16 protein-coding genes are annotated in these 24,624 nt (G+C 48.9%); 4 read left to right on the top strand and 12 right to left on the bottom strand.

Annotated elements, in window-relative coordinates; translation table 11 throughout:
- Positions 1–27 precede the first annotated feature (27 nt).
- Complete coding sequence (locus H7F31_RS33610; RefSeq protein ID WP_187102413.1) at positions 28–501, top strand: MarR family winged helix-turn-helix transcriptional regulator; 474 nt, start codon at positions 28–30, stop codon at positions 499–501.
- Between the two features lie 53 nt (positions 502–554).
- Here the strand turns inward: H7F31_RS33610 and H7F31_RS33615 are convergent, their stop codons facing one another.
- The 7 genes from H7F31_RS33615 to H7F31_RS33645 all read right to left on the bottom strand — a co-directional run bounded on the left by H7F31_RS33615 (position 555) and on the right by H7F31_RS33645 (position 13,142).
- Positions 555–2,786, bottom strand: coding sequence for a glycoside hydrolase family 78 protein (locus H7F31_RS33615; protein ID WP_261800239.1), 2,232 nt, complete (start codon positions 2,784–2,786; stop codon positions 555–557).
- A 475-nt stretch (positions 2,787–3,261) separates the two neighbouring features.
- Entirely contained in the window at positions 3,262–4,104 is an 843-nt protein-coding gene (locus H7F31_RS33620) for a carbohydrate ABC transporter permease (protein ID WP_187102415.1), read from the bottom strand.
- On the bottom strand, positions 4,104–4,982 hold the full coding sequence (locus H7F31_RS33625) for a carbohydrate ABC transporter permease (protein WP_187102416.1): 879 nt from the start codon (positions 4,980–4,982) through the stop codon (positions 4,104–4,106). The genes H7F31_RS33620 and H7F31_RS33625 overlap by 1 nt, the downstream gene beginning before the upstream one ends.
- Positions 4,983–5,052: 70 nt before the next feature.
- The gene (locus tag H7F31_RS33630; protein ID WP_187102417.1) at positions 5,053–6,414 is read right to left on the bottom strand and encodes an ABC transporter substrate-binding protein; all 1,362 of its coding nucleotides are present in this window, start codon (positions 6,412–6,414) and stop codon (positions 5,053–5,055) included.
- Positions 6,415–6,545: 131 nt separating this feature from the next.
- Positions 6,546–8,087, bottom strand: coding sequence for a response regulator (locus tag H7F31_RS33635; RefSeq protein WP_187102418.1), 1,542 nt, complete (start codon positions 8,085–8,087; stop codon positions 6,546–6,548).
- Positions 8,084–9,799, bottom strand: coding sequence for a sensor histidine kinase (locus H7F31_RS33640; RefSeq protein WP_187102419.1), 1,716 nt, complete (start codon positions 9,797–9,799; stop codon positions 8,084–8,086). Before H7F31_RS33640 ends, H7F31_RS33635 begins: the two co-directional genes overlap by 4 nt.
- A gap of 190 nt (positions 9,800–9,989) precedes the next feature.
- Positions 9,990–13,142, bottom strand: coding sequence for an apiosidase-like domain-containing protein (locus H7F31_RS33645; RefSeq protein WP_315970543.1), 3,153 nt, complete (start codon positions 13,140–13,142; stop codon positions 9,990–9,992).
- 157 nt (positions 13,143–13,299) lie between these two features.
- Here H7F31_RS33645 and H7F31_RS33650 point away from each other — a divergent pair, with 157 nt between their 5' ends.
- The 3 genes from H7F31_RS33650 to H7F31_RS34660 all read left to right on the top strand — a co-directional run bounded on the left by H7F31_RS33650 (position 13,300) and on the right by H7F31_RS34660 (position 14,788).
- Positions 13,300–13,617 (top strand): AraC family ligand binding domain-containing protein, encoded by a 318-nt coding sequence (locus H7F31_RS33650; protein WP_187102421.1) that lies wholly within the window; start codon positions 13,300–13,302, stop codon positions 13,615–13,617.
- A gap of 80 nt (positions 13,618–13,697) precedes the next feature.
- Positions 13,698–14,423 (top strand): glycoside hydrolase family 99-like domain-containing protein, encoded by a 726-nt coding sequence (locus H7F31_RS33655; protein ID WP_187102422.1) that lies wholly within the window; start codon positions 13,698–13,700, stop codon positions 14,421–14,423.
- Positions 14,396–14,788 (top strand): glycoside hydrolase family 99-like domain-containing protein, encoded by a 393-nt coding sequence (locus H7F31_RS34660; RefSeq protein ID WP_397374792.1) that lies wholly within the window; start codon positions 14,396–14,398, stop codon positions 14,786–14,788. The genes H7F31_RS33655 and H7F31_RS34660 overlap by 28 nt, the downstream gene beginning before the upstream one ends.
- 172 nt (positions 14,789–14,960) lie before the next feature.
- On the opposite strand, the gene H7F31_RS33665 is transcribed toward H7F31_RS34660, so the two are convergent.
- Genes H7F31_RS33665 through H7F31_RS33685 form a run of 5 tightly spaced genes read right to left on the bottom strand, consistent with a single transcriptional unit; the run spans position 14,961 to position 24,607 of the window.
- Positions 14,961–16,169, bottom strand: coding sequence for a Gfo/Idh/MocA family protein (locus H7F31_RS33665; RefSeq protein WP_187102423.1), 1,209 nt, complete (start codon positions 16,167–16,169; stop codon positions 14,961–14,963).
- The gene (locus H7F31_RS33670) at positions 16,166–16,900 is read right to left on the bottom strand and encodes a 6-phosphogluconolactonase (RefSeq protein ID WP_187102424.1); all 735 of its coding nucleotides are present in this window, start codon (positions 16,898–16,900) and stop codon (positions 16,166–16,168) included. The genes H7F31_RS33665 and H7F31_RS33670 overlap by 4 nt, the downstream gene beginning before the upstream one ends.
- 38 nt (positions 16,901–16,938) lie before the next feature.
- Positions 16,939–18,135 carry a Gfo/Idh/MocA family protein gene (locus tag H7F31_RS33675; RefSeq protein WP_087567479.1) on the bottom strand — a complete coding sequence of 399 codons (1,197 nt, stop codon included), beginning with the start codon at positions 18,133–18,135 and terminating at the stop codon, positions 16,939–16,941.
- Between the two features lie 30 nt (positions 18,136–18,165).
- Positions 18,166–22,269: a carbohydrate binding domain-containing protein gene (locus H7F31_RS33680; RefSeq protein WP_187102425.1), complete on the bottom strand. Its 4,104-nt coding sequence runs from the start codon at positions 22,267–22,269 to the stop codon at positions 18,166–18,168.
- A gap of 16 nt (positions 22,270–22,285) precedes the next feature.
- The gene (locus H7F31_RS33685; RefSeq protein WP_087567481.1) at positions 22,286–24,607 is read right to left on the bottom strand and encodes a family 78 glycoside hydrolase catalytic domain; all 2,322 of its coding nucleotides are present in this window, start codon (positions 24,605–24,607) and stop codon (positions 22,286–22,288) included.
- Positions 24,608–24,624 lie beyond the last annotated feature (17 nt).

The following is a 24,624-nucleotide window of genomic DNA, read 5'->3' on the forward strand; positions in this document are numbered from 1 at the left end:
CAAATATAACAAGGAGGTAGTTGATGCATGAACACCGATCATCCAAAGGCGATAGACGTTATCCATATATTAATGAGATCAACCTATTTCATTCAAAGAGAGTTTCAATCCCAGTTAACGGCGTTTGACACGCCTTTTCCACTCACAGGTCCCAGGCTGCGTCTACTTTCCGTCGTTGCGGAAACCGGGAAAATTCGCATGAATGAATTAGCTGCTAAATTAGGTATCAAAGCAAGAACCGTTACCGATTTTGTTGATGCTCTTGAACAGGATAAGCTCCTCGTTCGTATTCCGGATCCAACTGACAGGCGAGCTACGCTGATCCAGCTTACGGAGCTCGCTCAGTCCAATATTGAGCAAGCCCTTGTTTACCAAGATAAAATCGCAAACAAGGTGCTGGAAAATCTTTCGGTAGAGCAGCAAAAGCTATTTTTCGAGCTTCTATTGCAACTAATCAAAGATAAGGATATTTCCGATACTTGCGAAGAGGCAAAGAAATAATCCCGTTCACATTAGCGAACGGTGATGTTCGCAAGTATTCAGCTATTTCCCCTCTAGCTCGAGGCACTCCATTGATATTGAAAATGATAGAAGCCCGATTCCAATTCCAGAATAATCCGATAATCGTAGAGCGCGATGATCCGTACCCCTTCTGCTTCATCAAGCCGTGCGCCTTGCTCCGTCACCCGGTCCTGAAGCGCGTTCGGCAATTCAAGCGTGGCCGTCGTATTCGGGGGAATCGTTACTTCTATGTTCACCGCCCCGTCCGCGACTTTCCAACCGGAAACAATTTCCCCATACATGGATTTAAAGGTCGCTTTGGCGTAACAAAGCCCATCGTTAGGAAGCGGCTTGATTTGAATATGCTTGAAACCCGGTCTGTCTTGGGCCGTGTCAATGCCTGCCACGAAGCGATATAACCACTCCCCGATCGCTCCAAATGCATAATGATTAAAGGAGTTCATATCTTTGCTCCAAAACGAACCATCCGATTTCCGTCCGTCCCAATGTTCCCAGATCGTAGTGGCGCCATTTTGTACGGAATAAAGCCAGGACGGATAGTCGCGGGATAACACCAACCGATAAGCCAGATCGTTTCTCCCGATATCCGAAAGCGTCGGACAAATATAAGGTGTCCCAAGAAATCCCGTAGTCAACTTATACTCCGATTCTTCAATTAACCGAATAAAGTCCTTCTCCACTCTTTTGCGTATCGAACCTTCCACCAAGCAGAAGTGAAGAGCTAATACGTGTGCCGTTTGAGTAGCGGATACCAATCTTCCCGTACTCGTAACAAACTCTTTATTAAAGCTAACGCGAATGTTGGCGAATAACTCCTCGTACATGGCCGCATCCTCGTGTTTACCTAACGCCAAGGCGGATCTGGAGAGCAATTTTGCGGAATAAGCGTAAAACGCAGTCGCGATGAAGTCCTTTGGCGTCGAACCAGTATAGCTTCCCGCCGGAGCATCCAACGCTAGCCAATCCCCGAATTGAAAACCGTCATTTCGAAGATATTCCTGTTCCCCCGAACCCCGCAAAAATTCGACCCATGCTTTCATGCTATCGTATTGTTCTTCTAACAGGCGCAGATCACCATAACATAGATAAATTGTCCATGGACAAATAACCGCGGCATCCCCCCATCCGGAGGCGGAATGCATCTCCCACCCCGGCAACGTGTCGGGAATCGTGTTGGGTACGCCGCCGGCAGGCAATTGGTCCGCTTTCAAATCCCTCAGCCACTTTGTAAAAAAAACGGCAACATTCATGTTATGGACAGCTGTACGAACGAAAACCTGAGCATCGCCCGTGTATCCCAATCTCTCATCCCGTTGCGGGCAATCCGTAGGTACTTCAAGGAAGTTTCCTCTCTGTCCCCATACAATGTTGCTTTGCAATCTATTGACAAGCGGGTCCGAACATTCGAAAGTACCCGTCTCTTCCAAGTCTGAACTTATGACATGCGCCGTAAAACATTCGGAGATCACGTCCCCCGGATAACCATTCACTTTCACATAACGAAAGCCCTGAAACGAAAATCTCGGTTCATACCGTTCATTTCCCGTTCCTTTACATATATATCGGGTCATCTGCTTGGCCGAACGCAAATTTTCGACGTACAAGTTACCGTCCGAATCCAACTCCTCGGCATGTATCAGCTCAATGACCGCTCCTGCATCACCTGATGCTGAATAGGAAACCCAACCGGTCATATTTTGGCCGAAATCCAAAATGGTCTCGCCATCCGGCGAATGCAAAACCCGCTCGGGTTTAAGTTCTTTTACGATTACCGTCGGAACGTTTTCCTGTGGGATCAGCATATGTTTGGAGCGCTCCAACGTTTCAACGAACAACCAATTTTGATCGTCGTATTCCGGCAGACTCCAACCATCCTTCTCGAGCCTGGCGTCATAGGTTTCTCCATCATAAATGGAAGCCAATAAAATCGGCCCCGTCTCCGCGCGCCAGGAACCGTCTGTAACGACTACCTGTTCGCTGCCGTCTTTGTAGACGAGATGCAATTCAAGCAATGCGGCCCGACGATCCCCATAAAAATCGCAGGGGTGTCCTCCTATCCTGCCTTTGTACCAGCCATCGGCGAGAGTCATTCCAATCGAATTATCACCTTTGCGGATATACTCCGTCACGTTAAAGGTTTGGGTCTGAAGCCGTTTGTGATAACTTGTCCACCCAGGGGTAAACAATTGATCGTTTAAACGTTTGCCGTTAATCTCCAATTCATACAACCCAAGAGCCGTCGCGTAAACTCTTGCGGAACGCAAGGGAGAATGCACTTTAAAAACTTTCCGCAATAAGGGTAAGGCTTCGCATGGGCGATTATGTTTCCCTGGATCAAATGTAATCCATTGAGCCTTCCATTCTCTAAAATCCAAAATACCCGTTTCAAAGAAAGATGACTCCCAGTCGCTTACTCGTCCTTTCGCGTCCCAAACACGAACTCTCCAATGGCAGACTTGACGAGACCTTAGCGGGCGTCCATCATATACGATGTGCACCGACTGGTCCGAGCCTATCTCTCCGGTATCCCAGATCGGATTTTCGAAATACGGATCGTTCTCAGAGACTTGGAGATGATATCCTTTTTGTCGAATTGCCCTCCCCATGCCGAAAAGCTTCCAACTAAACCGGGGGATGCGTACGCCAATCCCGATCGGATTTCCCTTGTATTCGACGCGAAGGTCTCCAATACCGAAACCATGCATTTTTGACCTCTGAGTTTTAGCGGTGAAAACGCGATCAGCCTTTGATTGCACCAGCGACGAGTCCTTTCATCATATATTTTTGTGTAAAGATGAATAAAACGACCAGCGGCAAAGTCGCCATCACGCACAGCGCAAAAATCGGACCATAATCGATGGATTGGTGATTGGCCTTAAATTGCACGATTTGAGACATTAGAGTCATCTTTGAGGGATCTTTTAAATAAAGAAGCGGACCGAAAAGATCGTTCCAGATCCCGTATATATTTAACATAATAAGAGTCCCTGTAGCCGGAAGCATAAGAGGAAAAATAATCAACCAGAACGCACGAAACTTTCCATACCCGTCAATGGCAGCCGATTCTTCGATTTCCCTTGGAATGGATTTCGTAAAACCCGAGTACATGAATATCGCCATTGGTAGCGCTCCTGCCGCGTATAACAGGATCATGAAAGTGCGCGTATCAATCAGATGCAAGGCAACTCCCATTTTAAAAATGGGGATCATGCCTGTTTGTAACGGAATGACCATGCCCGAGATAAAGAAAAAAAAGAGAAACTGAAAGAACCTACGCGGAATACGCGCTATAACATAACCTGCCATAGAAGAGATAATGACCAACAGCCCGATTGATCCAACGCTAATGACGGAGGTATTAAACAGACCTAGCAACACGTTTACTTTTTCAATCGCTTTTTCATAATGGCCCCAATATAAAGAGTCGGGCATTGCTAAAGGTTGATTGATTTGAGCTGGAGATTTAAAACTTGTCAGAATGAGATAAAATATCGGATACAAAAACATGAAAGCAGCAATGATTAATATAATCTCCAACGTTATGCCCGTAGGGTTTTTCCGCTTGGCGGAGCGCTTATTCATTACATCTCCACCTCTTTCCGTCGCATGATCTTCAACTGGATCAGCGTAACGATCATGATAAAGATCATCAAGACAATCCCGCCCGAAATGGCATAGCCGTACGTATTTTCCCGGAATGCGGCATTATAAATAGCAAGCGTCAGGGTATAGGAAGCAGAACCAGGGCCCCCGCCTGTCATGATGTATGGAATATCGAACATTTTTAAGCCGCCGACGATGGTCATAAAAACGACGATCGTTGTCGCGGGCATAAGCATCGGAAGCGTGACATGTCTAAATCGGTTTAACGCCTTGGCGCCGTCCATTTTCGCAGCCTCGTACAAATCCTGGGGGATGGTTTGCAGTCCGGCTAAATAAATCACCGCGCAGTACCCGAGTCCTTGCCACTGCGTCAATGCAATAATGGTCGGAAATACGGAACGTGTGTCTCCCAGCCAATCGCGCACCCAGCTATGCAGCCCCATACGTTCCAGAAATCCGTTAAGCAAACCTTCATACTGCAAAATATGGCCCCACACGATAGAGGTGACCACAAGACTTACGACAACCGGTAAATAAAACGCGACTCTGAGCAAAATTTTCGTACGGAAAGAACGATTCAACAAGATCGCCAACAGTAAGGACAAGGGATTTTGGACAACAATTCCGAAGATGGTGATCAAGATCGTGTTTTTGGCCGCCTGAAGCATTTTGGAGTCTTCAAGCAAAAACGCATAATTGTCCCAACCAATAAACTTAGCAGGACGAATGGAGTCCCATTCTGTAAACGAATAGTAGATGCTTGAAACAAAAGGGTAAAATACAAATGCCGAGAATAATACCGTTGCCGGAAGAATGAACCAAAAACCAGCCCACCACTCCCGGGTGCTTGCCTTCATCATAACATCACCTGTTTAGTATTCGACCGGCCGCTCGAGGAGGGGCCGGCCGAATGAATATGGTCTTCGATTACTCTGCCGGGAGAATGACAGTTCCTATGTCCTTCTCCAACTTTTTCTGGGCTTCCGTCAAATCTTTTACATCAAGTTTGATGCCCGAGGCTACCTTCGTAAAAGTCTCCGTTAGCGACGTCATAGCTGAAGCAGGCAAGTAAGCTTCGTATCCGATACCGGATTCCGTCTCGTCAACAACCTTCAACAAATCGTTTAACGCGGCATTCGGGTATTCGAGCTGCATGCCCTGGATTCCCGGAACGGTTCCGCTACCCACATTAAACGGCCCATAGACTTCCGGACTCGCGATAACGGCTACCAAATCCTTTGCTTGCTGAAGGAGCTTTGTTTTGGCGTTCACCGAGAGCGATTGGTCAATACCTAGCGACAACTTGGCATACCCTTTTTCTGTTCGGAACGGGAGGTATCCGAGTTCGAATGCCGTATGGCCTTTCGTTTGGAAGTTTTCCTGAGCGGTGCCTGGCATCCAAGGACCTTGAGCGATCATGGCCGCCTTGCCCGAAGTGAACAGATCCGCGGATTGCGGCCAATCAATGCTGAGCGCGTTCTTGTTCAAGTAACCCTTCTCGACCATTTCTTGCAGATGCATCATGACCGCTTGAACTTCCGGTCCGTCCAGTCGTTTCTTGCCTTCGTAAAGATCCTTGCCATACGTTGGACTGCTCTCGTAGCCATGAGGCTGCATCCACAGATTAAATGTCATGCTTGCCGTCCAAGCGTCTTTAAAACCTGCAGCTACAGGTGTAATCCCTGCAGACTGAATTTTTTCGAAAGCGCTTTCCATTTCCAGCCACGACTTCGGCACTTCGATCCCTAGATCTTCGAATATATTCTTGTTGTACCAAATTCCGCTCGAGGCGATGCCCATAGGAAGTGCGTATACCGTGTCCTTGTACGAATAAGCGCTCTTCGTTCCCGGATTCAGCTCAGATCCCCAAGCCTCGCCGGATAAATCCGCCAAATATCCTACTTCTCCGAACACCGCTGTCTTACCTTGGTGGAAAAACAAGTCCGGCGCCGTATCCGAGGCCAGCTCCGCCTTCAGCTTATCCGCGTACGCATCTCCGAGTGTAATGTCCCATTGGATGGTAGCATTCGGATATTTCTCTTTGTAGGACTTCTCAACATTCGTCTTGAACTCTTGCATGAAAGGCCGGTCATCGATAAACCAAGTCCCGATTCGAATCGTAAAGGATTCGTCTTTTCCGCCGCTGGATCCAGGCGTAGCTTTACTCCCCTCAGAAGTAGTTGAACCCGTTGCAATCGCATTTTGGGGTTCGTTATTTGCTCCGCATGCCGAAACCAGCGAAACTAGTAATAGGCTTACCAGTACGAGAAGCGTTCTTTTTCTTTTCATAGATTTGACCTCCATTTTGATGTGATTAGGATTGGCACAGCCCGTCGACTAGCCTCCATATCCATAAGTTTATCGTTTCGAAACAAGAATCGACATATGTCCATTTGTCTTGAACTGTTCTGTATTTTTCCTTACCCTTTATACTCGCTGGGAGTTTTCCCAGTCAGTTTTTTAAATAGTTGGCTAAAATGGGCTGCATCCTTGAACCCTACGGCATATGCCACTTCATAATGCTTCATGCTTGTCGTCGACAACTTCTCCTTAGCGATATTGATACGGTGTTCCCACAATACATCGCTAAAATTCCGTCCGGTTTCTTTCTTAATTAACCTGCTTAAATACGAATAATTGACGAAAAGTTCTTCTGCCAACATTTGCAGCGTGATGTCTTCCATATATCGTCGTTCGATAAAATTCATCGTGGCATCGATATAATGGATGGGCGTATTCTGTCTGACAGTACTAATTTGAGATGCCGTATTTTTCAAAAACGACTCCATAAATGCCATTAAATCCGACAGAATGGTATAAGACAGTACGTCTTTGCGGACAGCAATTGTCTCCTCGGGACTTGGTTGGATACCAAACGAATGCAGGATTTGGCCCGCAGTCTCCACCATCTCCATGCAGGCTTCCTGGATACGCGTTTTGCTTATTCCTTCCATCATGAACGTTCTGCTCTTGGATCTTAAATAATCGGAGAGCGGCTCCTGTTCTCCTCTGCGCAAGAGATCGGACAGCTCGGAACGATTCATCTCCGACTGCTCTCGTTTCTGCTCCTGCATTAAGAGCATAGCGGAGTAAGCAACGATCGAATTCCGTCCTATCAACATCCGGTATTCCAAACATTTCTTGGCTTCTTCACGTCCCCTGCGAAGCTCCGTCACAGATGGCAGCAAATCGCTAATGCCGATCGAAATACTAAAGCCGCATGACTCGCCAATAGCACCCAGGATCTTCCGGGCCACCTCCATCGCTTCGTGTACGGATTGTTCCTTCGTGGCAGAGGGGGACATGAACAAAACTAAATATAGACCACTCTGCGCTAGGGCCGACCAGTAAGTATGAGGGAACGATGTCATAACGTCGGCGATAAATTCTCGTAAAGTAAGGCTGGTAAACGGTTTCCCCAAATCGTCCAATAAACCTGAATTGTCGATTTCAATAAAAAAGAAAATGGCTGGTTGATTCAACGTTTTGGGCAAGTCAAGCGATCCGGGCATCTCCCGTTGCGGCATTGTCAAAAGCGACTGAATCCATGCCTCCTGTTGGACCCAATCCGGTCTCCGACGTTCCATTCGATGATCTCTGATCCATTGAACTCGATCTACGAGTTCGTTTTCATGAAACGGTTTCGTTATAAAATCGACAACGCCTAACTTTACGGCCTGCTTGGCATATTCGTATTCGCCATGCGCCGTCAGAAATATCACTTTCATATCAGGACAGACATCGAGAATACGACGAGTTAATTCAATGCCGTCCATGGAGGGCATGCGAATGTCCGTGATTAGCACATCCGGCCTATTATCTTTTGCCCTGCATATTGTTTCGTACGCTTCCCACCCATCGGCCGCTTGTCCGACAATCGTACAACCGATACGATTCCAGGCGGACAAGGAGACGATGTAATCCCTAACCGCCTTTTCGTCATCGACGATAAATAGTTTCATGGCGATGCAATCTCCTTTTCAGTTGAGACATCCGTTAGTTCTTTCATTATGATGGGCATAAGAAGCTTTACGACCATTCCATGCTCGCCTTGCAGCTTCGCAATGCCATAACGATTCCCAAAATGCAGCCTAATACGGGATTCTATGCCCTTTAAGCCTGATCCCATCCCTTTGGATTCGCGAGCGCGAGGTTGTGCAGAACCGCCGTTGTCCTCAATCTCAATGACGAGGTTGAATTGACTTTCGTAAGCTCTAATGTCGATTCGGCCTTTCCCGCGAATATGGTCGATGCCATGAATGAACGCATTTTCAATAATAGGTTGAAGAATTAACTTCGGAACTTCGACCTGCTTCAAGTGATCGGGCAGGTCGATATGATATTCGAATCGGTTTTCGAATCGATATTGATGAATCTGCATATAGATTTTCGCAAATTTCATTTCGACGTCCAAAGAAACGAAGGCTTCCCCAGGCGAAATGGAAAAACGAATGATGCTGGACAGACTTTTCACGACGTAGGGGATCCGATCGATCTTGTCCTTGGATTTGGCCAAAATGCTGACGTATTCCAAGGTGTTGTGCAGAAAATGGGGGTTGAAATACGTTCGTATCGCCGCCAATTGGGCCTCCTTCTGCTCGAGCTCCGCTTTATATACTTTCTGGATTAACTCTTTTGTTTCAATGATCATCCGGTTAAAACTATGGCAAAGCTGTGCGATCTCATCATGGGAACCGAAATTTTCTATGAGCTGGTAGTTTTCCTTCTGCGCTTTGCGCATGAGATTGCTTAACGTAGCCAAAGGACTTGTAATTCTTCTCAGTACATAATAGGTAATGACGATTACAGCCACCCACGATGCAAGCGCTACCACGATCGAGAAGACGGCCAATTTTCGGATGCCCGCACTTGCTTCGGATACAGGAATGCGGCTTACATACTTAAATCCCGTCGATTTGGATTTTAGTTCCGTCGTGATCGTATCACCCATAGCTTGCGTGGGAATGAGTTGGCCGATTCTATTTTGATTGTCGGTGGACATCACAATATTACTGGCGTTCGTGATAAAAAACGAGCCACTTTCATAAGAGTCGTATAATGCAGTAACTTTGATTGGGTCTAACAAGACAACCAAACTACCTAGTACGGTACCTGTTGCTGAATCAACGAGCTGCAAATTGCAGATAAGCCTACGATTATCGATAAAAAATGCCCACTCCGGAATGCCTTGTTTTTCGAACGGCATAATGACAATCGCATCGTAATACTGGATTTCAGATTCGGCACCCGCAAAATATTGTTTGCCTTGAACGTCAAAAATGTGAATGGAATCGGCGAAATCGCCAATGTTTTTGCCCATATTGCCTAACTCAATCCACAGCATTGCTTCCACTCTTTCTGTCAAAGCCGTACGTTCGGATGGCGATAGTGGATATTGATCAGGGTTCCAAGCGTTGCGCAGCAGCGTGTACACGAACAAATTGTCGCCGATGTCTGAAGCTTCGTTAGCAAACGCTTTGAAAACTCCATCGATTTTATCCGAAGTTTCGGACATGGTTTGCTTAAAAGATTGATCAACATTATGTTCAAGAATTTCTTTCGACGTTACATAGAAGGTTGCACTCACAATGATCAAAGGAACTAGCGTTAATAGAGAATAGATCAAAATCATTTTGTAATGTAATTTCGATCGAATGAAACGAACGATTTTCACCTGCGAACCTCTCCTTGTCATTGATTGGCATCGAATTCGTGTCCATAACCAATCTCTATTCTCACGGAAGGGACTGCCGTCAGTCAATGATGCGTTGAACTTGTTCGGATTGTATTTGATAACGGCAAGAGCTCCTTTCCGTTACATCCGGAAGGAGCTTGATCCTCAATTCTTCGTTCAAGCGCTACTCTCAGTAGATTGCAATTTCGTATACAATAGGTTGCATGGTTCCGGAGGTAAAGTAGATTCTCGCTTGGCTTCCGGTTACTGCGGGGAAAGTTACGGTCCTTGGCGTGTTTACGTCACCAATCGTCGTTCCCGTATATGCCGTTGCCCATGCAGAACCGTTCCAATATTCAACCCTGTAGCCTGTCGTGCGGTTTCCGTACTCGGTTATTACGGCTTTGCTGAAAGTAACCGATTGACCGAAGTCAACCGAAAGCCATTGCCCCGAAAAAAGATTGTTGGCAGCCTGCCAGTTTGTTAAAGACGAACCGTCGAACGCCTTATCGGCGGATTGATTATCGTCGTACCGCGAAGAACCGGCGTAATTGGACAATGGTTTATTTAATGCATGATTGCGATTTAAGAGCTCAAACTCGTAAATGATGGGTTGAAAACCAGTACCGCCAATAAAAAACAGTCGTGCTTTACTTGCGGTTACGCTAGGAAAAGTTACAGTCAAAGGAGTACCATAATCGCCAATGTTTGTTCCCGTATAAGCCGTAGACCATCCAGAACCGTTCCAGTATTCGACGCGGAATCCCGTTGTACGATTTCCATATTCGCTAATTACGGCGGAGTTAAATGTTACATTGCCGCCAAAGTCGACTTGCAGCCATTCATTTGCATATTTACCCGATGCCGCCTGCCAGTTGGAAGCAGTACCATCGAACGCCTTTGCGGCAGTTTGACTCGCATCGTATTGGGAGGAACTGCTGTAAGTCCGGTTAAAAGCAACATTTTGCGTCAACAGCTTATAATATTCAATCGATTGAGGACTAGTTGTCATTCCTGATTTAACCGCTATAGCTTTTATAACGATCGTTTCGGGTGAAGGAGACGTAATTAGCAAAGGAGCTGTGTAAACAGGACTTGCCGTCGTCGGAGTCGTCCCATCGGTAGTGTAATGAATGGTTGCGCCACTAGTCGTCGTCGTCATCGCCACGCCCAACATGGAGTCATACGTTCCTCCCCCGGTGCTCATAATTGGCGGACTCGCCCTATTGGTTATTTTGGTAACCCATAATGTCCAATCCTCCGTGGAAGGCTGGGAGGGAATACTCCACTGCCCCGATGTATTCGGCGAAAAATTAGGGGTTATCGTCGTATATTTTCCGGTACGTGGATTTAACCATCTTGCCATATAGGTATCCGAAACATTCAATCCATTCAAAATTCCGCTATATGTCGTTGTCGTTGACGGATAATAAGCAACAATCGATGATCGATCCGAGTTTGTTTTCACTGCCGGGCTTTGCGTTCCCGAAGGAGCTCCGCTCCAAGAGATAACAGAATGATTTGGCTCCAGCGTCCACCAATTCGCGGCTTCAAAGAAGTCTTTCATATAGCGCATTTGTTCTCCGGCAGGCTTATCTATGGCATTGTACCAAGGAGTCGGAGTTCCTCCCCAAACTTGCCAAGTGTCATGACTATCCCAAGTGGCTTGCCATAAGCCTTCAGCACCATATGAGAACCCGGCACTGCCAGCCATATTCGCATTCCATGCTGTTTCCCTCGTGTAATAAGAAGGTATGCCGTTGATATTCTCGTAATTGGCTTCGCCTTCGATTACAACCTTGGTCGGAGTTTCATTGTAATGATTCAACCAGTAGCTTTTGTCCAGTAATGCGCCATGGCCTCCCTGCAGAAAATCGAAATGATAAGCATCGTCATTTCGAAACGCTATCGTATTCGTGTAATCATTGTGAAGAGTATTGGCCCGTTTGTATGCATCTATAGCGTAGGTATAATCGAGCACATTTTTCCAGCTGGCCGCACTACCCTGACCATATTCCCCGCCGCCTGTCCACACCGTTGGATAAGCGCCGTACCTGGCTACTATATACCTGGCCATCCTTTTGTAATCCGCTTCGTTACCGCTCTCCAACAACCTTCCCCAGTCAATGCCCAATGCAACGACGAGCCCTTTTTCGACAGCATATTGAATTCGAAGATCGCTGTTTTGCCAGAACCCGGGATTTAGGTCAGACGCGAATCCACTCCAATTCATTAGAGAATTCGCAGCATTAAATACCTTGAACTCCCGAATGGAGGGAGTGCTGCCTCCTGTTGCTCCCGTTATCGTAATCCTGACGTACCTAACCGTGGCCGATACAGGATCGGAGAAGGTATCGCCCGAAACTCCCGATGTGCGGTCTACCAAAGTTGTATAAGATACATTATCGGTCGAACCTTCAATTTTGTATCTCCAAGTGTCATTCTCTCCAAATAAGGTTTCGACTTTACTAAGTGTCGTATTTGCTTTTAGATCCATAGAAAACCATTGAGGATAAACATTCGAAGCAGCCTTCCACATCGTCCCTTCTCGATTGTCCAGAGCTTTGGTTGGGTGGGCCACATAACTATCGTAAGTGGTGCTAGAGGTAATAAAACTCGAAGCATCAGCATCATACCGATTGTAGTTCCAAACATGACCGCCCTCATTGTAGGTTCCGGTTGCATCCACATCACCTTGCTCGAAAGCGAAAAAGTTCATCTGATAAACCGAAAATCCTTGTTTGACACGCTTATCCACCATACCTTTATACTGTGACGACCATCTCGAATCGTTAGAGGATCCCCATCTTTCCCGATAAGAAAGTCCCATCCAATGAGTATCCGCCAACCAATAGAAAGGCGTTCCATCGTTGTAGGTTAAGTATCGGTTCGAAGGATCCGCTTTTACGAATCCATGTTTATAAATACTCAAGGATCCCGAATAAGGTTGACTCATTACGGTTCCGGTTTGTCCATGCAACCCCGTATCCGTCGGATCGGAGGCAATCGTTGTATACGACCACGTGCCTGTAGCGGTGGGAGCAAACCGAAACTTCCATGTATTCCCGCCATCCCAAAACCCCGGTATTGTCAAGGCTATACCTCCGGGCCCAGTAAATGTGGCACTGATTTCTACATCCATAAAAGGATTCGAGTAGCTCTTTGAACTATGCATTGTGATGTCTACCGCTTTCCATATTTCCGTGGTATACGCGGCATGAACGTTCTGAACCGAAAATGATAACTGACCTATGCCAAGTGAAGCAAACATAACAAGAAATGCGATTACTAACGATACTCGTCTTTTCATTGATCTTTCACCCTCCCAGGTAAGCGGTTTCATATATAGAGTAAGGGAACTGCTCTATCATTCACATGTTTGTATTTTGTTTTACCTATTCTATAGTTTTCTCTCCAAAGAAAACATGACCGTCGAGAATGGACGGAATCTCTGCCCCTATGATACTATTTAGCCAACAATGGGGGCGAGGTGGATTCATATGAAGCGAAATGAGACTTCGGTGCGAACGATCAACCTGCTAGAACTGGCGCCCTATGTTCGCTTGGTGCAGCACATCCAAAGCAACGACAGTTACCGCCTTCCTCCACGCATCATCTACGATTACGAGATGAAGTTTGTCGTAGCAGGCAGCTGTGAGTACACGATCGACCAAAAGCTTCATAAAGCTGGACCGGGAGATATGATATTCCTCTCTCCCATGGTCAGGCATTCATGCATCGTTCCTAAGGACAGTATGTTTCACTACTACGCAGTCCATTTCGATCAGAAGCTTTTATACCCGTTGAGCCCGAGCTAACGGATCGCCCAATCGTCCGTCTATCCGATATCGAGCTGCCGTACGTCTTTTCAATCTCCGATCGTCAAGGTTGCGAATCGTTGCTGCGCTCGATGTATGCTGCTTTTGCAGAAAGAGAATTCGGAGCAGAACTTCTGCTTAGAGGCGAATTGCTTAACTTGCTCGCGCTGATCGTCCGTGAACTGACTACGACGGGTGGCAAAAGTCTATGCCCTCCCCGCAGCGAACGGGTCGGACAAGCCATCCGGTGGATGGAGACCCATTATCGGTCGCCGATACAACTTCATGACATCGCATCCTCCGTTCATTTGTCCCCGAGCCGCTTTCGCGAGCTGTTTAAGGAAGAGACGCGCAACGAGGCCGTTCATGGCGAAGGATGGACGGAATGGGAACTTGTCCGCCGAGCGACACCTCGCTTCCCCGGTCATGAGCAACCCAAAGTTCCGCTATGGGGATATCTGGATGAGTCCAAGCCCGAGACTGCAGAGAGGCAGATCGCCCATACAGCGGAATATGGAATCGACACCTTTATTTACGATTGGTATTGGTACGAGGACGGTCCATTTCTAAATCGAGCACTGGAGGAAGGATTCCTTAAAGCGAGCAACAACGATCCGCTCAAATTCTCCCTCATGTGGGCTAACCACGATTGGATTAACATCTTTCCATACAAACGGGGAATGGACCATACCCTGCTGCACAGCGGCCAGGTGTCGCTGCCAGCGTTCGAAGCAGCCAGCGACTATATGATCGAACGTTACTTCTGCCACCCCTCTTACTGGCGAGTAAATGGAGGCTTACGGTAGATTATCCGGCTTATGCCAAACTAGCAGAGGCCGGTTGGGAGAGTTATCGCCAGGATTTCGGCAAATACGGACTACCTTATTTCCCTAACGTTTCGATGGGCTGGGATAGCAGTCCGCGTACCGTTCAATCGGATATCCACGCCAATCTTGGCTACCCATTTACACCAATTTTGGTCGACAATACACCCGAGCAATTTCGCAAATCGCTCGCCGCAGTAAAGGAGTTCCTAGACCGCAGCGGAACGCTCCCGCCAATCGTTACGATCAACTCTTGGAACGAATGGACCGAGGGTAGTTACATCGAGCCAGACACCGTACACGGCCTAGGTTACCTTGAGGCAATACGCTCCGTGTTTGGGGGATAGACAACGCAAGAAACGCCTTGAAGACGCTAAGAGACCGAAGTATATTTTCTGATATAACCTCCTTGATCAACTACGATAAAACAAAGATAAATGGTTCTACAAACAAACAAGCGACCAGCTACGGTCGCTTGTTCATGGTTTAAGGGCTATTTGTCCGATTTTTAACCTCAAATTAGGCGAGCAGTTCTCTGATCGCAACCAACCGTTTCTCTTCAATAGACAGGTTGGCAGCCGCGCCTATAATCAACGACATCGCGCCTGCTCTGGAACCTGCCCGCTGCCCAAGCGGATCCGCCACATCGTCGGTGAATATCATTTTGCGCAAAATAGGGTCTCCGCCGCCATGGACGCCCGATGCTTTCCGACTGTGCAAGGTCATCCGTTCCCCCGCGCTGTTATAAAGGCGAATTTCGTTCCTCTCTCCCTTTTCGAAGCCGCTTTGGTAATCCTCTGCTTCGAGCCGGCCTTTCGTACCGACGAATGTCGCCTTCCAGCCCTCGTAAGGACTATACGCTTGCAGCGAATAAGTCAATAATGTCCCTTTTGAATATTTGACGTTGACCGACATCGTATCGTAGATGTCAATATCGTCCCCGAATACGCACTGGTCCCGGTAATACCCGTCCGCCTGCTCTGCTTGCTGATACATCGATCTTGTAAAGTCGCTTTCCGAAATATCATAATGAAATTCGCAAGTCGATTGATGGCTGCATGTCCAGCATCTCTCGCCTCGCTCGGCTCTCTTCGTTCCATAGAACAGCAGATCGGCATTTGCGAACACGCTCTCCGGCTCGTCCTCCAGCCACCAGTTGATCATATCGAAATGATGCGTCGATTTGTGAATCAATAATCCGCCGCTGTTGTCCATTTGCCGATGCCAACGCCGAAAGTAGTCCGCTCCATGGCTTTTGTCCAGCGACCACTCGAGGACAACGCTGTGAATTTGGCCTATCGCCCCTTCTTTCAGCAGTTCTTTTACTCTAACCACATAAGGCATAAAGCGGCAATTGAAGGTCACCGTTACCTTCTTGCCCGACCTTCGTTCCGCCTCCAATATCGCCCTGCATTTATCCGCCGTCGTGGTCATCGGTTTCTCGGAAATGACATCGCACCCCGCTTCGAGAGCGCGGATAATGTAATAATCATGCAAGCTGTCCGGAGTCGTCACAATAACCGCATCCGGATTGGCCTCCCGAAGCATTTGGTCGAAATCGTCAAACACGGTTATGCCGTTGGCGGCGGAGCTTAACAATTGGGCACGGACCGGATTAACATCATACACGCCGACAAGCTCCACATCCGTCTTTAGCTCGGCGGTCAGCGGGACAGCGAACATTTGCATCGCTCTGCCGCCTGCGCCGACGATTGCAAACTTTTTCATGCACTCAGCTCCGAGGCCGATTCCTGATCCAGAAATAGACGCCAATCCTTATGGATCTTCAAAATGGATGCCGGTACCTGCTCGGTTATCTCCTCTCTCAGGGCCAGCATGATCGCGTTCGCTTTTACTTGATAAGGTACGCAGGAAATAATCGTTTCACTGTCGAGAATTTGCCGTACCGTCATCGTAATAGCCTGCTTTGGGACCTCGTCAATGGAAGCAAACCAGCCCTCGCGCACCTGCTGGCTCTTGCACGCTTCATCCAATTCAACGACTTTATACGCAGCCGTCGTGTCAAAATCGGCAGGCGGATCATTGAAAGCGATATGAGCATTCTCCCCTATTCCGATCAACGACAAGTCGATCGGCGCACGGCGAATCTCCCGAGTCAGCTCCGCGATATGCGCGTCAATATCCTCCGCCTCCCCATTAACGAGATAGGCTTTGGCGCGGGCAGCATAGGACAGAAATCGCTCCTGCAAATATTTACGGAAGCTGGCCGGATGCGTCACCGGCAGTCCCACGTACTCATCGAGGTGAAACATCTCGACTTTGCTCCAATCGACTTTGCACAAGGCAAGCGCTTCTAAGAACGTAAATTGCGATGCGCCGGTCGACAACACGATTCTCGCCAATCCGCGCCGTGCAATACAATCGTTAATGATCGCCGCAGCCTGCTCAGCCGCAGCAACTCCAAGCTTTCCGGCTGTCTCTGCTACTTTTGGTTTCATACTACCGTTTACCTCCATATTCGCGATATGCGTTCCTTCTACCTGACTGTTTGTTCGCTTAGCCATTTATTGGAGGGGATCAAGACGGGAAGCCCCGTCTCTTCCGATTCCGCAGCTGCAATCGCAATGGCGGCGCTGTCCCGCGCTCCTTGAATGCCCGGCATAGCTGGCAACCCTTGATGGATCAATTCTACGAAGGAGTTGACGATTTTCGTATCTCCCCCGCCATGCGATCCGGCCCTGCGCTCCGGATAATAAATGTGTTCGCCGCCATTATGCCGCTTCGTAACCGTAATTTTGAAATCCTGCTCATTATTATAGAAGCCCGTGATCTTCCCTTTGGTTCCGATAAACATAAATTCACGCGTATACTCGGGGGTGAAATGACATTCCAGATAGGAAATTCGCGCGCCATTATCATAGTCGATCAGAACAAGAGAATTATCATGCGTATCGCATTCTTCCGAATAAACGCATAAATCATCCTTCATTCGAACATTCCCGTAGTCCATTTCCAGTCCCAGCTGGTTGTCGACATAGTAATTGCAGTCAGCCGCCTCCCCGCAGTTCCGGCAGCGTTTCTCCTTTGGCGCCGTTCCCCCGAACACATCGAGCCCCCCGGAGCCATACACTCTTACCGGCGAGGCATTGATCAGCCAATTGGCCAAGTCCAGCGAGTGCGTCCCTTTCTCCAAAATCAGGCTTTTCACATATTCCTTGCGTCTCCGCGGACCATGGTAATAATAATCGCCGCCAACCGATACATTGTCCGTGACGGTGCCGATCTTGATCTCTCCAATCTCACCGGAAGAGATGATGCGCTTCATGTCCTCCATCAACGAACAGTAGCGCAGTTCAAGGCCAATCATGAATACGCGCCCCAGCCCCGCAGCCGCTTCGATCATCCGATCACAGTCTTCAATCGTTTGCGCCATTGGCTTCTCCAAGTAAACATGCTTGCCCGCCGCAATGGAAGCAAGGGTATGCTCGGTGTGCGCATGATCGTTACTGCAAATAATGACAGCGTCCAGCCCGGGAAATTGCAGGAATTCCTCAAGCGAGGTCGTCATCGGTATGTCCCCTAGCAGTTCCCTCGCCTCCAGCAGATTTTCCATTCTTATATCGCAAAGTCCCACCAGCTCGCAATCGGGATGATTGCCGAAATATTTACCTCCGAAGTACACGCCGCGCTTTCCCGTGCCTAATATGCCTATTCCAATTTTGTTTGGTTTCATGATCCTTGCCGCTTATGACGGCTCCTCCTCTCAAGGAAGTATGATTTCTTCCACATACCAGTCGTCAAACCATGCCGTACCGTCCGTGAGCTGATTCGCTTGGAAATACACCTGCAAATAATGAGCGTTCGCTCCAGGCGTGATCTCCAGCTCATAGTACGTCCAATCGGTATCGGAGCTTACCTCTTGCCAGTTGTAGGTCAGAGTGGATGTCTGGTTCTCCCTGATCTGTCTGAACCCAAACTTGACCTCCCCCGTTGTGGAATCGTTTTTCACCCAGCCGCTAAGTACGTATTTCGCTCCTGCCTGAACGGGAATAAAACCTAATGAATTAACGACGTTATACACGTTTTGACTGTCCGGCAGCAATGCAATCGCATATTGTCCACTATGCACGGTATTCTGGACCCAGCTTCCCTGACGCATAAGCCAGCCATCAGGAGTCGTGCCTGCACCTGTGCCTTGTTCAAAACCCGGGTTGTACAGCATATTATAATTAACATTAATCTGCAGCGGCACAGTCTGTACGGTGTTTCCATCCGATACAAGGATCGTCGCCAAGTATTGGCCCTCCGGCACTTCGGCCGGCAGGTATACTGACCCGGTAACGGTCATCTGTCCATTGCCGGCCAAAGTGAATACGCCAGGCAACTGCAGCGTCATCCCCGCAGGCAGCAGCCCCGGACTTAACGCAATCTGCTTATCCTCCGAATCGGTATTCGTCACGCTGATTGCAAACGAATAGTTGCCGCCCTTGTTTGTTGTAATCGACGCGGGAACAGCTTCCACTTGAACCCGGTCTATAAATTCCTCTACATAGAAATCATCAAACCATGCGGTCCCGTTCGCAGCGTTGCCCGATTCCAGGTAAACCTGCACATAACTTGCCTGGGAAGCAGCTCTAAGCTCCAGCTCATAGTACGTCCAGTCGGAATCGTCATCGACAGTTTTCCACGTATAGCCGATTGTAGACGTTTGGTTTTCTCTAATCTGCCTGAGGCCGATTCTGACCTCTCCAGTTGTAGAATCGTTCTTCACCCAGCCGCTCAGCTTATACCGGGCTCCCGGCGTTACAGGCATCAACCCCGAAGAATTAATGACATTGTAATTACTGTTAGGGTCGGGATTCAAAGCAACGGCATACTGTCCGCTGTGTACCGCATCCTGGACCCAGCTTCCCTGACGCATAATCCACCCTTCCGGCGACGAGCCTACTTCAGTCGCTTGCTCAAAGCCCGGATTATGCAGCAAATTGTAATCGACAACGATCGTAAGCGGCACCGCTTGAACGGTATACCCACCTGTCTGGATCCCTATGGATGTTTCGTATACCCCTTCGGTTATCTCCATTGGCAAGTACACCGAACCGGTGACTGTCGCTTGCTCTTGTGCAGGCAAGGTAAAAGGTTGCGGCAGTTGCATCGTTATTCCCGAAGGTAGTGGACCGTTATTCAACGTGATTGGTAAATTCCTTGAAGCGTTGCTCGTCATATCCAATGCAAACGAATAAGCGCCGCCCTTATTGGTGGATATGACCGCCGGTTCCGCCGCTGCTCGCAGCAAGTCCGTATACGAATAGGCAATCGACTTCATTATAGTGACTGGGGCTCCCTTATATTCAAACTCGATCTCCAACCGAATCGGGTAACGGCCGCGTTCGATCGATGAGGCGATCTGAAAGCTGAATGCCATAGAATCGGACAATCCGCTGCCGATCTGCTGCAGCGACTGGCTTATCGGAGCCACATTAAAAGCTTCCGGCAGCAGCAAGTTGACATTTATATTTTCCGCGGAGCTTGGTGCTTGATTCGTCAAGCTTACCTGCAGTTCATTCAACTCACCTTGACCGAATATATGATTCTCGCCCAGTTCAAGATCGGCGAGTGCATAAGTGCCGGCTATAGGTCCCAGCAGCTTCTTCATTTGGTCAAGCGCATCCAGCATTTCCTGTTTCTCCGGATTCACTGCAGATGCATGAACCCAATCATTCAGATCACCCAGAATTCGCAAAGCCTTGAGCGTGTCCTTCGCTGCATCCGTCAAGCTTGGACTCACTTCTTCCAGTTCATGTTCAATCGAGGTCAATCGGGAATCCAATGCACTCATCTTGGCAATCCAATGGGAATGCGAAGATAACGCGGATGCTGCATTCCCCGCAACGATCGCTTGATCGACGGATGTCTGGAAAGGAACGATCCGATAGAGAAGTGCCTGCTCCGGCTCCATCGTCAAGATTAATTCGTCGTCAAATTCATCGATCGACGGGCGGGAATCTCCGAACAACAGCTCCGCATGATAGCCGGTCACGCCAAGCGGAACGGTTGCTTGCTGCGTTTCATCGCTGACATTGACAGCCATCACATATCGTTCGTCGCCATCTTCCCACATCGACCACTGAACTTCCCCGCTCTGCCCCTCACTAATCCAGTCCGCATCGACGACAAGACGGCCTATGACATCCAGCTCTTCCTTGAAATCCATTAGGCCAAGCCACAATGGCGAGTATCGCAACTGCCATCCTGCCTCATTAATGGAATAATAAGCGATTCCTTGCGACCCGTTGATAAAGGACTGATAGGCCATGTTTCTAACTTCCTCAATGGTTGGTAAATAAGGCCGTGTCGGCGGATTATACATCGCTTGCAGTACCGTCCACACCGGTTTATTCTCCCCGGCCATCTGCTTGGCTAACGCGGTATGCTCTCCTACCAGCGAGATAGGTTGATCCGGAAGCGGATAGTAATCCGTTGCGAATATATCCGTTGATTTCGCAGTAATATCATAGGTCGCATAAGGGGCCTCGACCATATATACGGGATGTTTTTTGTCAATCGATCTTATCATTAGATAGGCATTAATAAGCTCTTCCGAGGTTTTTCCATTATAAATGGGCTCATCCATAATCATCCATGCCAGAACGGCCGGATGGTCTTTGAATCTCGTTACAAACTCGGTGGTCATGGCCTCGTTTTCACCGACCTGCATGTTGTAATATAACGGGACCATGACCTTCAAGCCGTTAAGATCGGCGTCATCGAGCACATCTTCCAGCACATCGGCATTATTCGTCACTCTGCCCTGAACGGTGTTTACCCCTACCTCGGCCACATAGGGATAATCCGTCTGAAACACATGATAGGCGGCAATCGGAAAGAACGGCTCTTCATCCACGAGAAGCGTTCCATCCTCGCGCAGCATCTCTGGCGGATCATGACGGTAGATGGTCGATTCAACCGTTTCAAGCACCGTATTCAAGCTGTCCAGCAGCTTGACTTCTACCCGGTAGGGCTCGTCCTTGGCCATCTGCGAAGGATTGAAGCCGAAATTCAACGGCTGCCCGGCGCTCGCCTGGGAATACGTAGCGATAGTGACGCCAGTCGATTGCCGATAGATGCGGGCTTCCGCATGCAGGTCCTCCAAAGGCTCTTCTGCCGAGAAGAACGATGCCCTGACCTGACCTTCTGTCACTTGGGAATAGTAGAAATATTGATCGGTCGTCAGCTCGATCATCGGTCTGTGCTTCAGCAGTTCGAAGGCCGCGTTGTCAAAGTAGACGGTGCCGGTGCCGTATAGCCGCAAATAGACTTTGACGAGCCCCGCTTCCAGCGGCGCCACGTCCTGAATGCTGATCCGCTGCCAATCGCCGGTAACGGAATCGCTCAGTATCGAGTGGATCGTATCGTATTCGAGCAGATGATTTTCGCTAATAATCTCATTACCCTTGTAATATTCCAGCTTGAAGCCTACCCCTGCCCCTTGCACCGAGACCCCTTTCAGCCAAGCCGAAATTTCATACGTCGCACCGGCTTCGTAGGGGATCGTTTGAACAATCCAAGGTTTCGTATTCTGCTGTGTTTGAATGGCCACGCTGTTCAATCCGGCATAGACCTCGCTGGTGGACAATGCAATCTCCGGATTTCCCCAGCCGGCCATCGCATCCCAATTAAGGGGATTACCCAAGCCAAGCTGCTCGAACCCCCCATTGCTCATTACATTGTCTCCGATATTTTGCGCCTGTGCGCGAGATGCTCCGATCAGATTCCCTATAACGAGCACTACCAACAATCCCGTAAGGATCGCGATATCCCGGAAGCTGCCGGCAATCGTTTTTCTCTTCACCGTAGTGCCAGTCACAATGAATCACTCCCACTTAAGAATAGTATGTTTCTTGCGGGTGAATCACATTGCACATTAAACCTTCGGATGACTGCGACCACTTCACATGGATGTCCCCATAGGGTGTTGGTATGGTGCCGGAGGCTTGATGGAATATCCCCTGAATTGGCTCTACTCTAAACCGCTTAAAACCCGGTTCCAACGGTCGAATCCCCAGTATATACGCATAATAGAAGTAAATCGGGATGGCCGACCAACCATGACACAAGCTGCCCGCCAATCCGAAATCGGCTGCGCCGCCTTTCGTTTCCCAGAAACTAGTTGCGCCTCGATACAGCATGCCGCCCCAATCCTCGGCAATGCTGCCAAACACAACAGTCCCGTATTGGTCCGGCTCATCCAGCAAAGCCTTGTACTTAAAGTAAGAATAGCTGAGCGTAACCGGTATGAACCCGTTGTCGGGAGCCGCCAGCTTTGCCCTCAACCGCTCTGCCGTCCCTTCGGGGCAAGCCCCGGCGCATAATGCCAAGGCTTGCGTCAATTCCGCATAATGATCCTCGCTGTCTCCGCCCAGATAGGTACGATATGCAAGCCTCTCGGCATCCCAGAACCGTTCGTGGAACGCTTTCTTCACCTGCTTGGCGATATGCAGATAATACTGCGACCGCTCTGCGCTTCCACAGTGCCTCTCCATGATCCCTGCCGCATCCAACGCCATTGCAAAAAATAAATTAAGAGGTGCGTCGCACCGAATATTCCCTTTGCTGTCGACAGCGGACTGCTTCCAATTGTGCATGCCCGGGGCCCAATCATAGAAGTTCCAGTACGCAGGATCCTCCGGCGTAACAAGCAATTGCTCCCGCATGCGATAGATATGCAGCTTCAGCATTTGATGAACATAGCCCAGCATTTGCTTTGCCTGATCCGTATTTCCGCTGTATAACAGATGCTCCTCCAATGCAACGACCCAGAGAAAGCTGAACGACGGAATGGCAATCGGCACGACCGAGGGGGCCGTTAACGTCAGGAAACCATCCTCCTTCAACCCTTCTGCCAATAGCCGGAAGGAAGCAGCCGGGAACTCGTATTCGCCGAAGCTGTAATACCCGCATAAAGCTTGATTCCGGGAGTCCATCGCATACAACGCTTGCTCGCGCCAAGGCGTATCCTCGTAATGCTCGTGCATGCATAGATGGAGAGTCCGGACGGCAATCTTCTCGATCTGCCGGTGCAGGCTGTCCGGACAATCGAATTTCCCTTTCGCTTCAACCGGATATTCAGCCGGCCTCAATCCGGCGTAATAGAGCACCAACTTCTCCTTCACGCCGCTGATATGAAGCTGCAAATACCGGCCAGCCATTCTCTTAAAATAGTAGGTGAACATTTGCCGGCCATCCCCACACCGATATCGGACAGCAAAGTTTTTGCCGCGCGCATGGGATCGGACCCGAAGATCGTCCAGATGTTCGCCATATGCGATATCAATCGTTGTCCCAACCTCCGCCTCCAACTCCAGCTCCAGATAACCGCACTCTTCCCTCCCCAGATCCAGCAGCAGGTACAGTCCGCCATCCGCACGGAATAATTCAGGGCTTATGGCGCAACCTTCGGGCCGCGGCAGCGGAGACGGCTCCTTCTGTCCAACAATGACCTCCGGCAATCGATAGGACAAATAATCTTGCTGCATCAGCTCAGCAACCGTTGCGCCTTGAACCTCTTGACGCACATACAAGCCTTGGGACACGATATGCGCGGTGCATCGATTGTTCAGCTCAAGCTTGCGGATGGGTCTGGGGTATAACGCGGGACTCATCTCGGTCGTCCGATGCTCTGGATCATATCGCTTCCAATCCGCTTCCCGCTCATATTCAACGTCCCGCCATAAGGAGTGATTGGCCGCATCATATTCAAACGTAAATCCCAACTGATTCGTAATCTTGGGAACCGGCCCGCTCACATACGTCGGAGACACTCGATAATACGTGTCCTTCCCGCTGACAACCGTCGCACCCTCTGTTTCCAGCGCGTAGATTAACCCTGGATTTCCCTTTATATATTGAAAGCTGTCTTCTCCCTGATAGTGGGCGAGTATCGAGATGACGTTATTCCCACGCCGCAGCAAATGGCCGATCGCCAAACAATCATAGGCCTTATGGTCCGGATAATCGTCGTATTGCCCGGCATCTGCGAACGTCCCATTGATCCAAAGGACGTAATCTGAATCGACGGAAATGTAGAATCCGGCATCTGTCATTGCTTGGTCAAGCACAAACTCATGACGAAATTCAACATACTGATTGACCTCATCCGGGCCGCCTTCATTCCAGATCCATACCGCGTGTTTGAAAGGTTCCATTGTTGCGGAGTTCCCCT

The sequence above is a fragment of the Paenibacillus sp. PAMC21692 genome (assembly GCF_014303795.1).
Classification (GTDB): domain Bacteria; phylum Bacillota; class Bacilli; order Paenibacillales; family Paenibacillaceae; genus Pristimantibacillus; species Pristimantibacillus agaridevorans.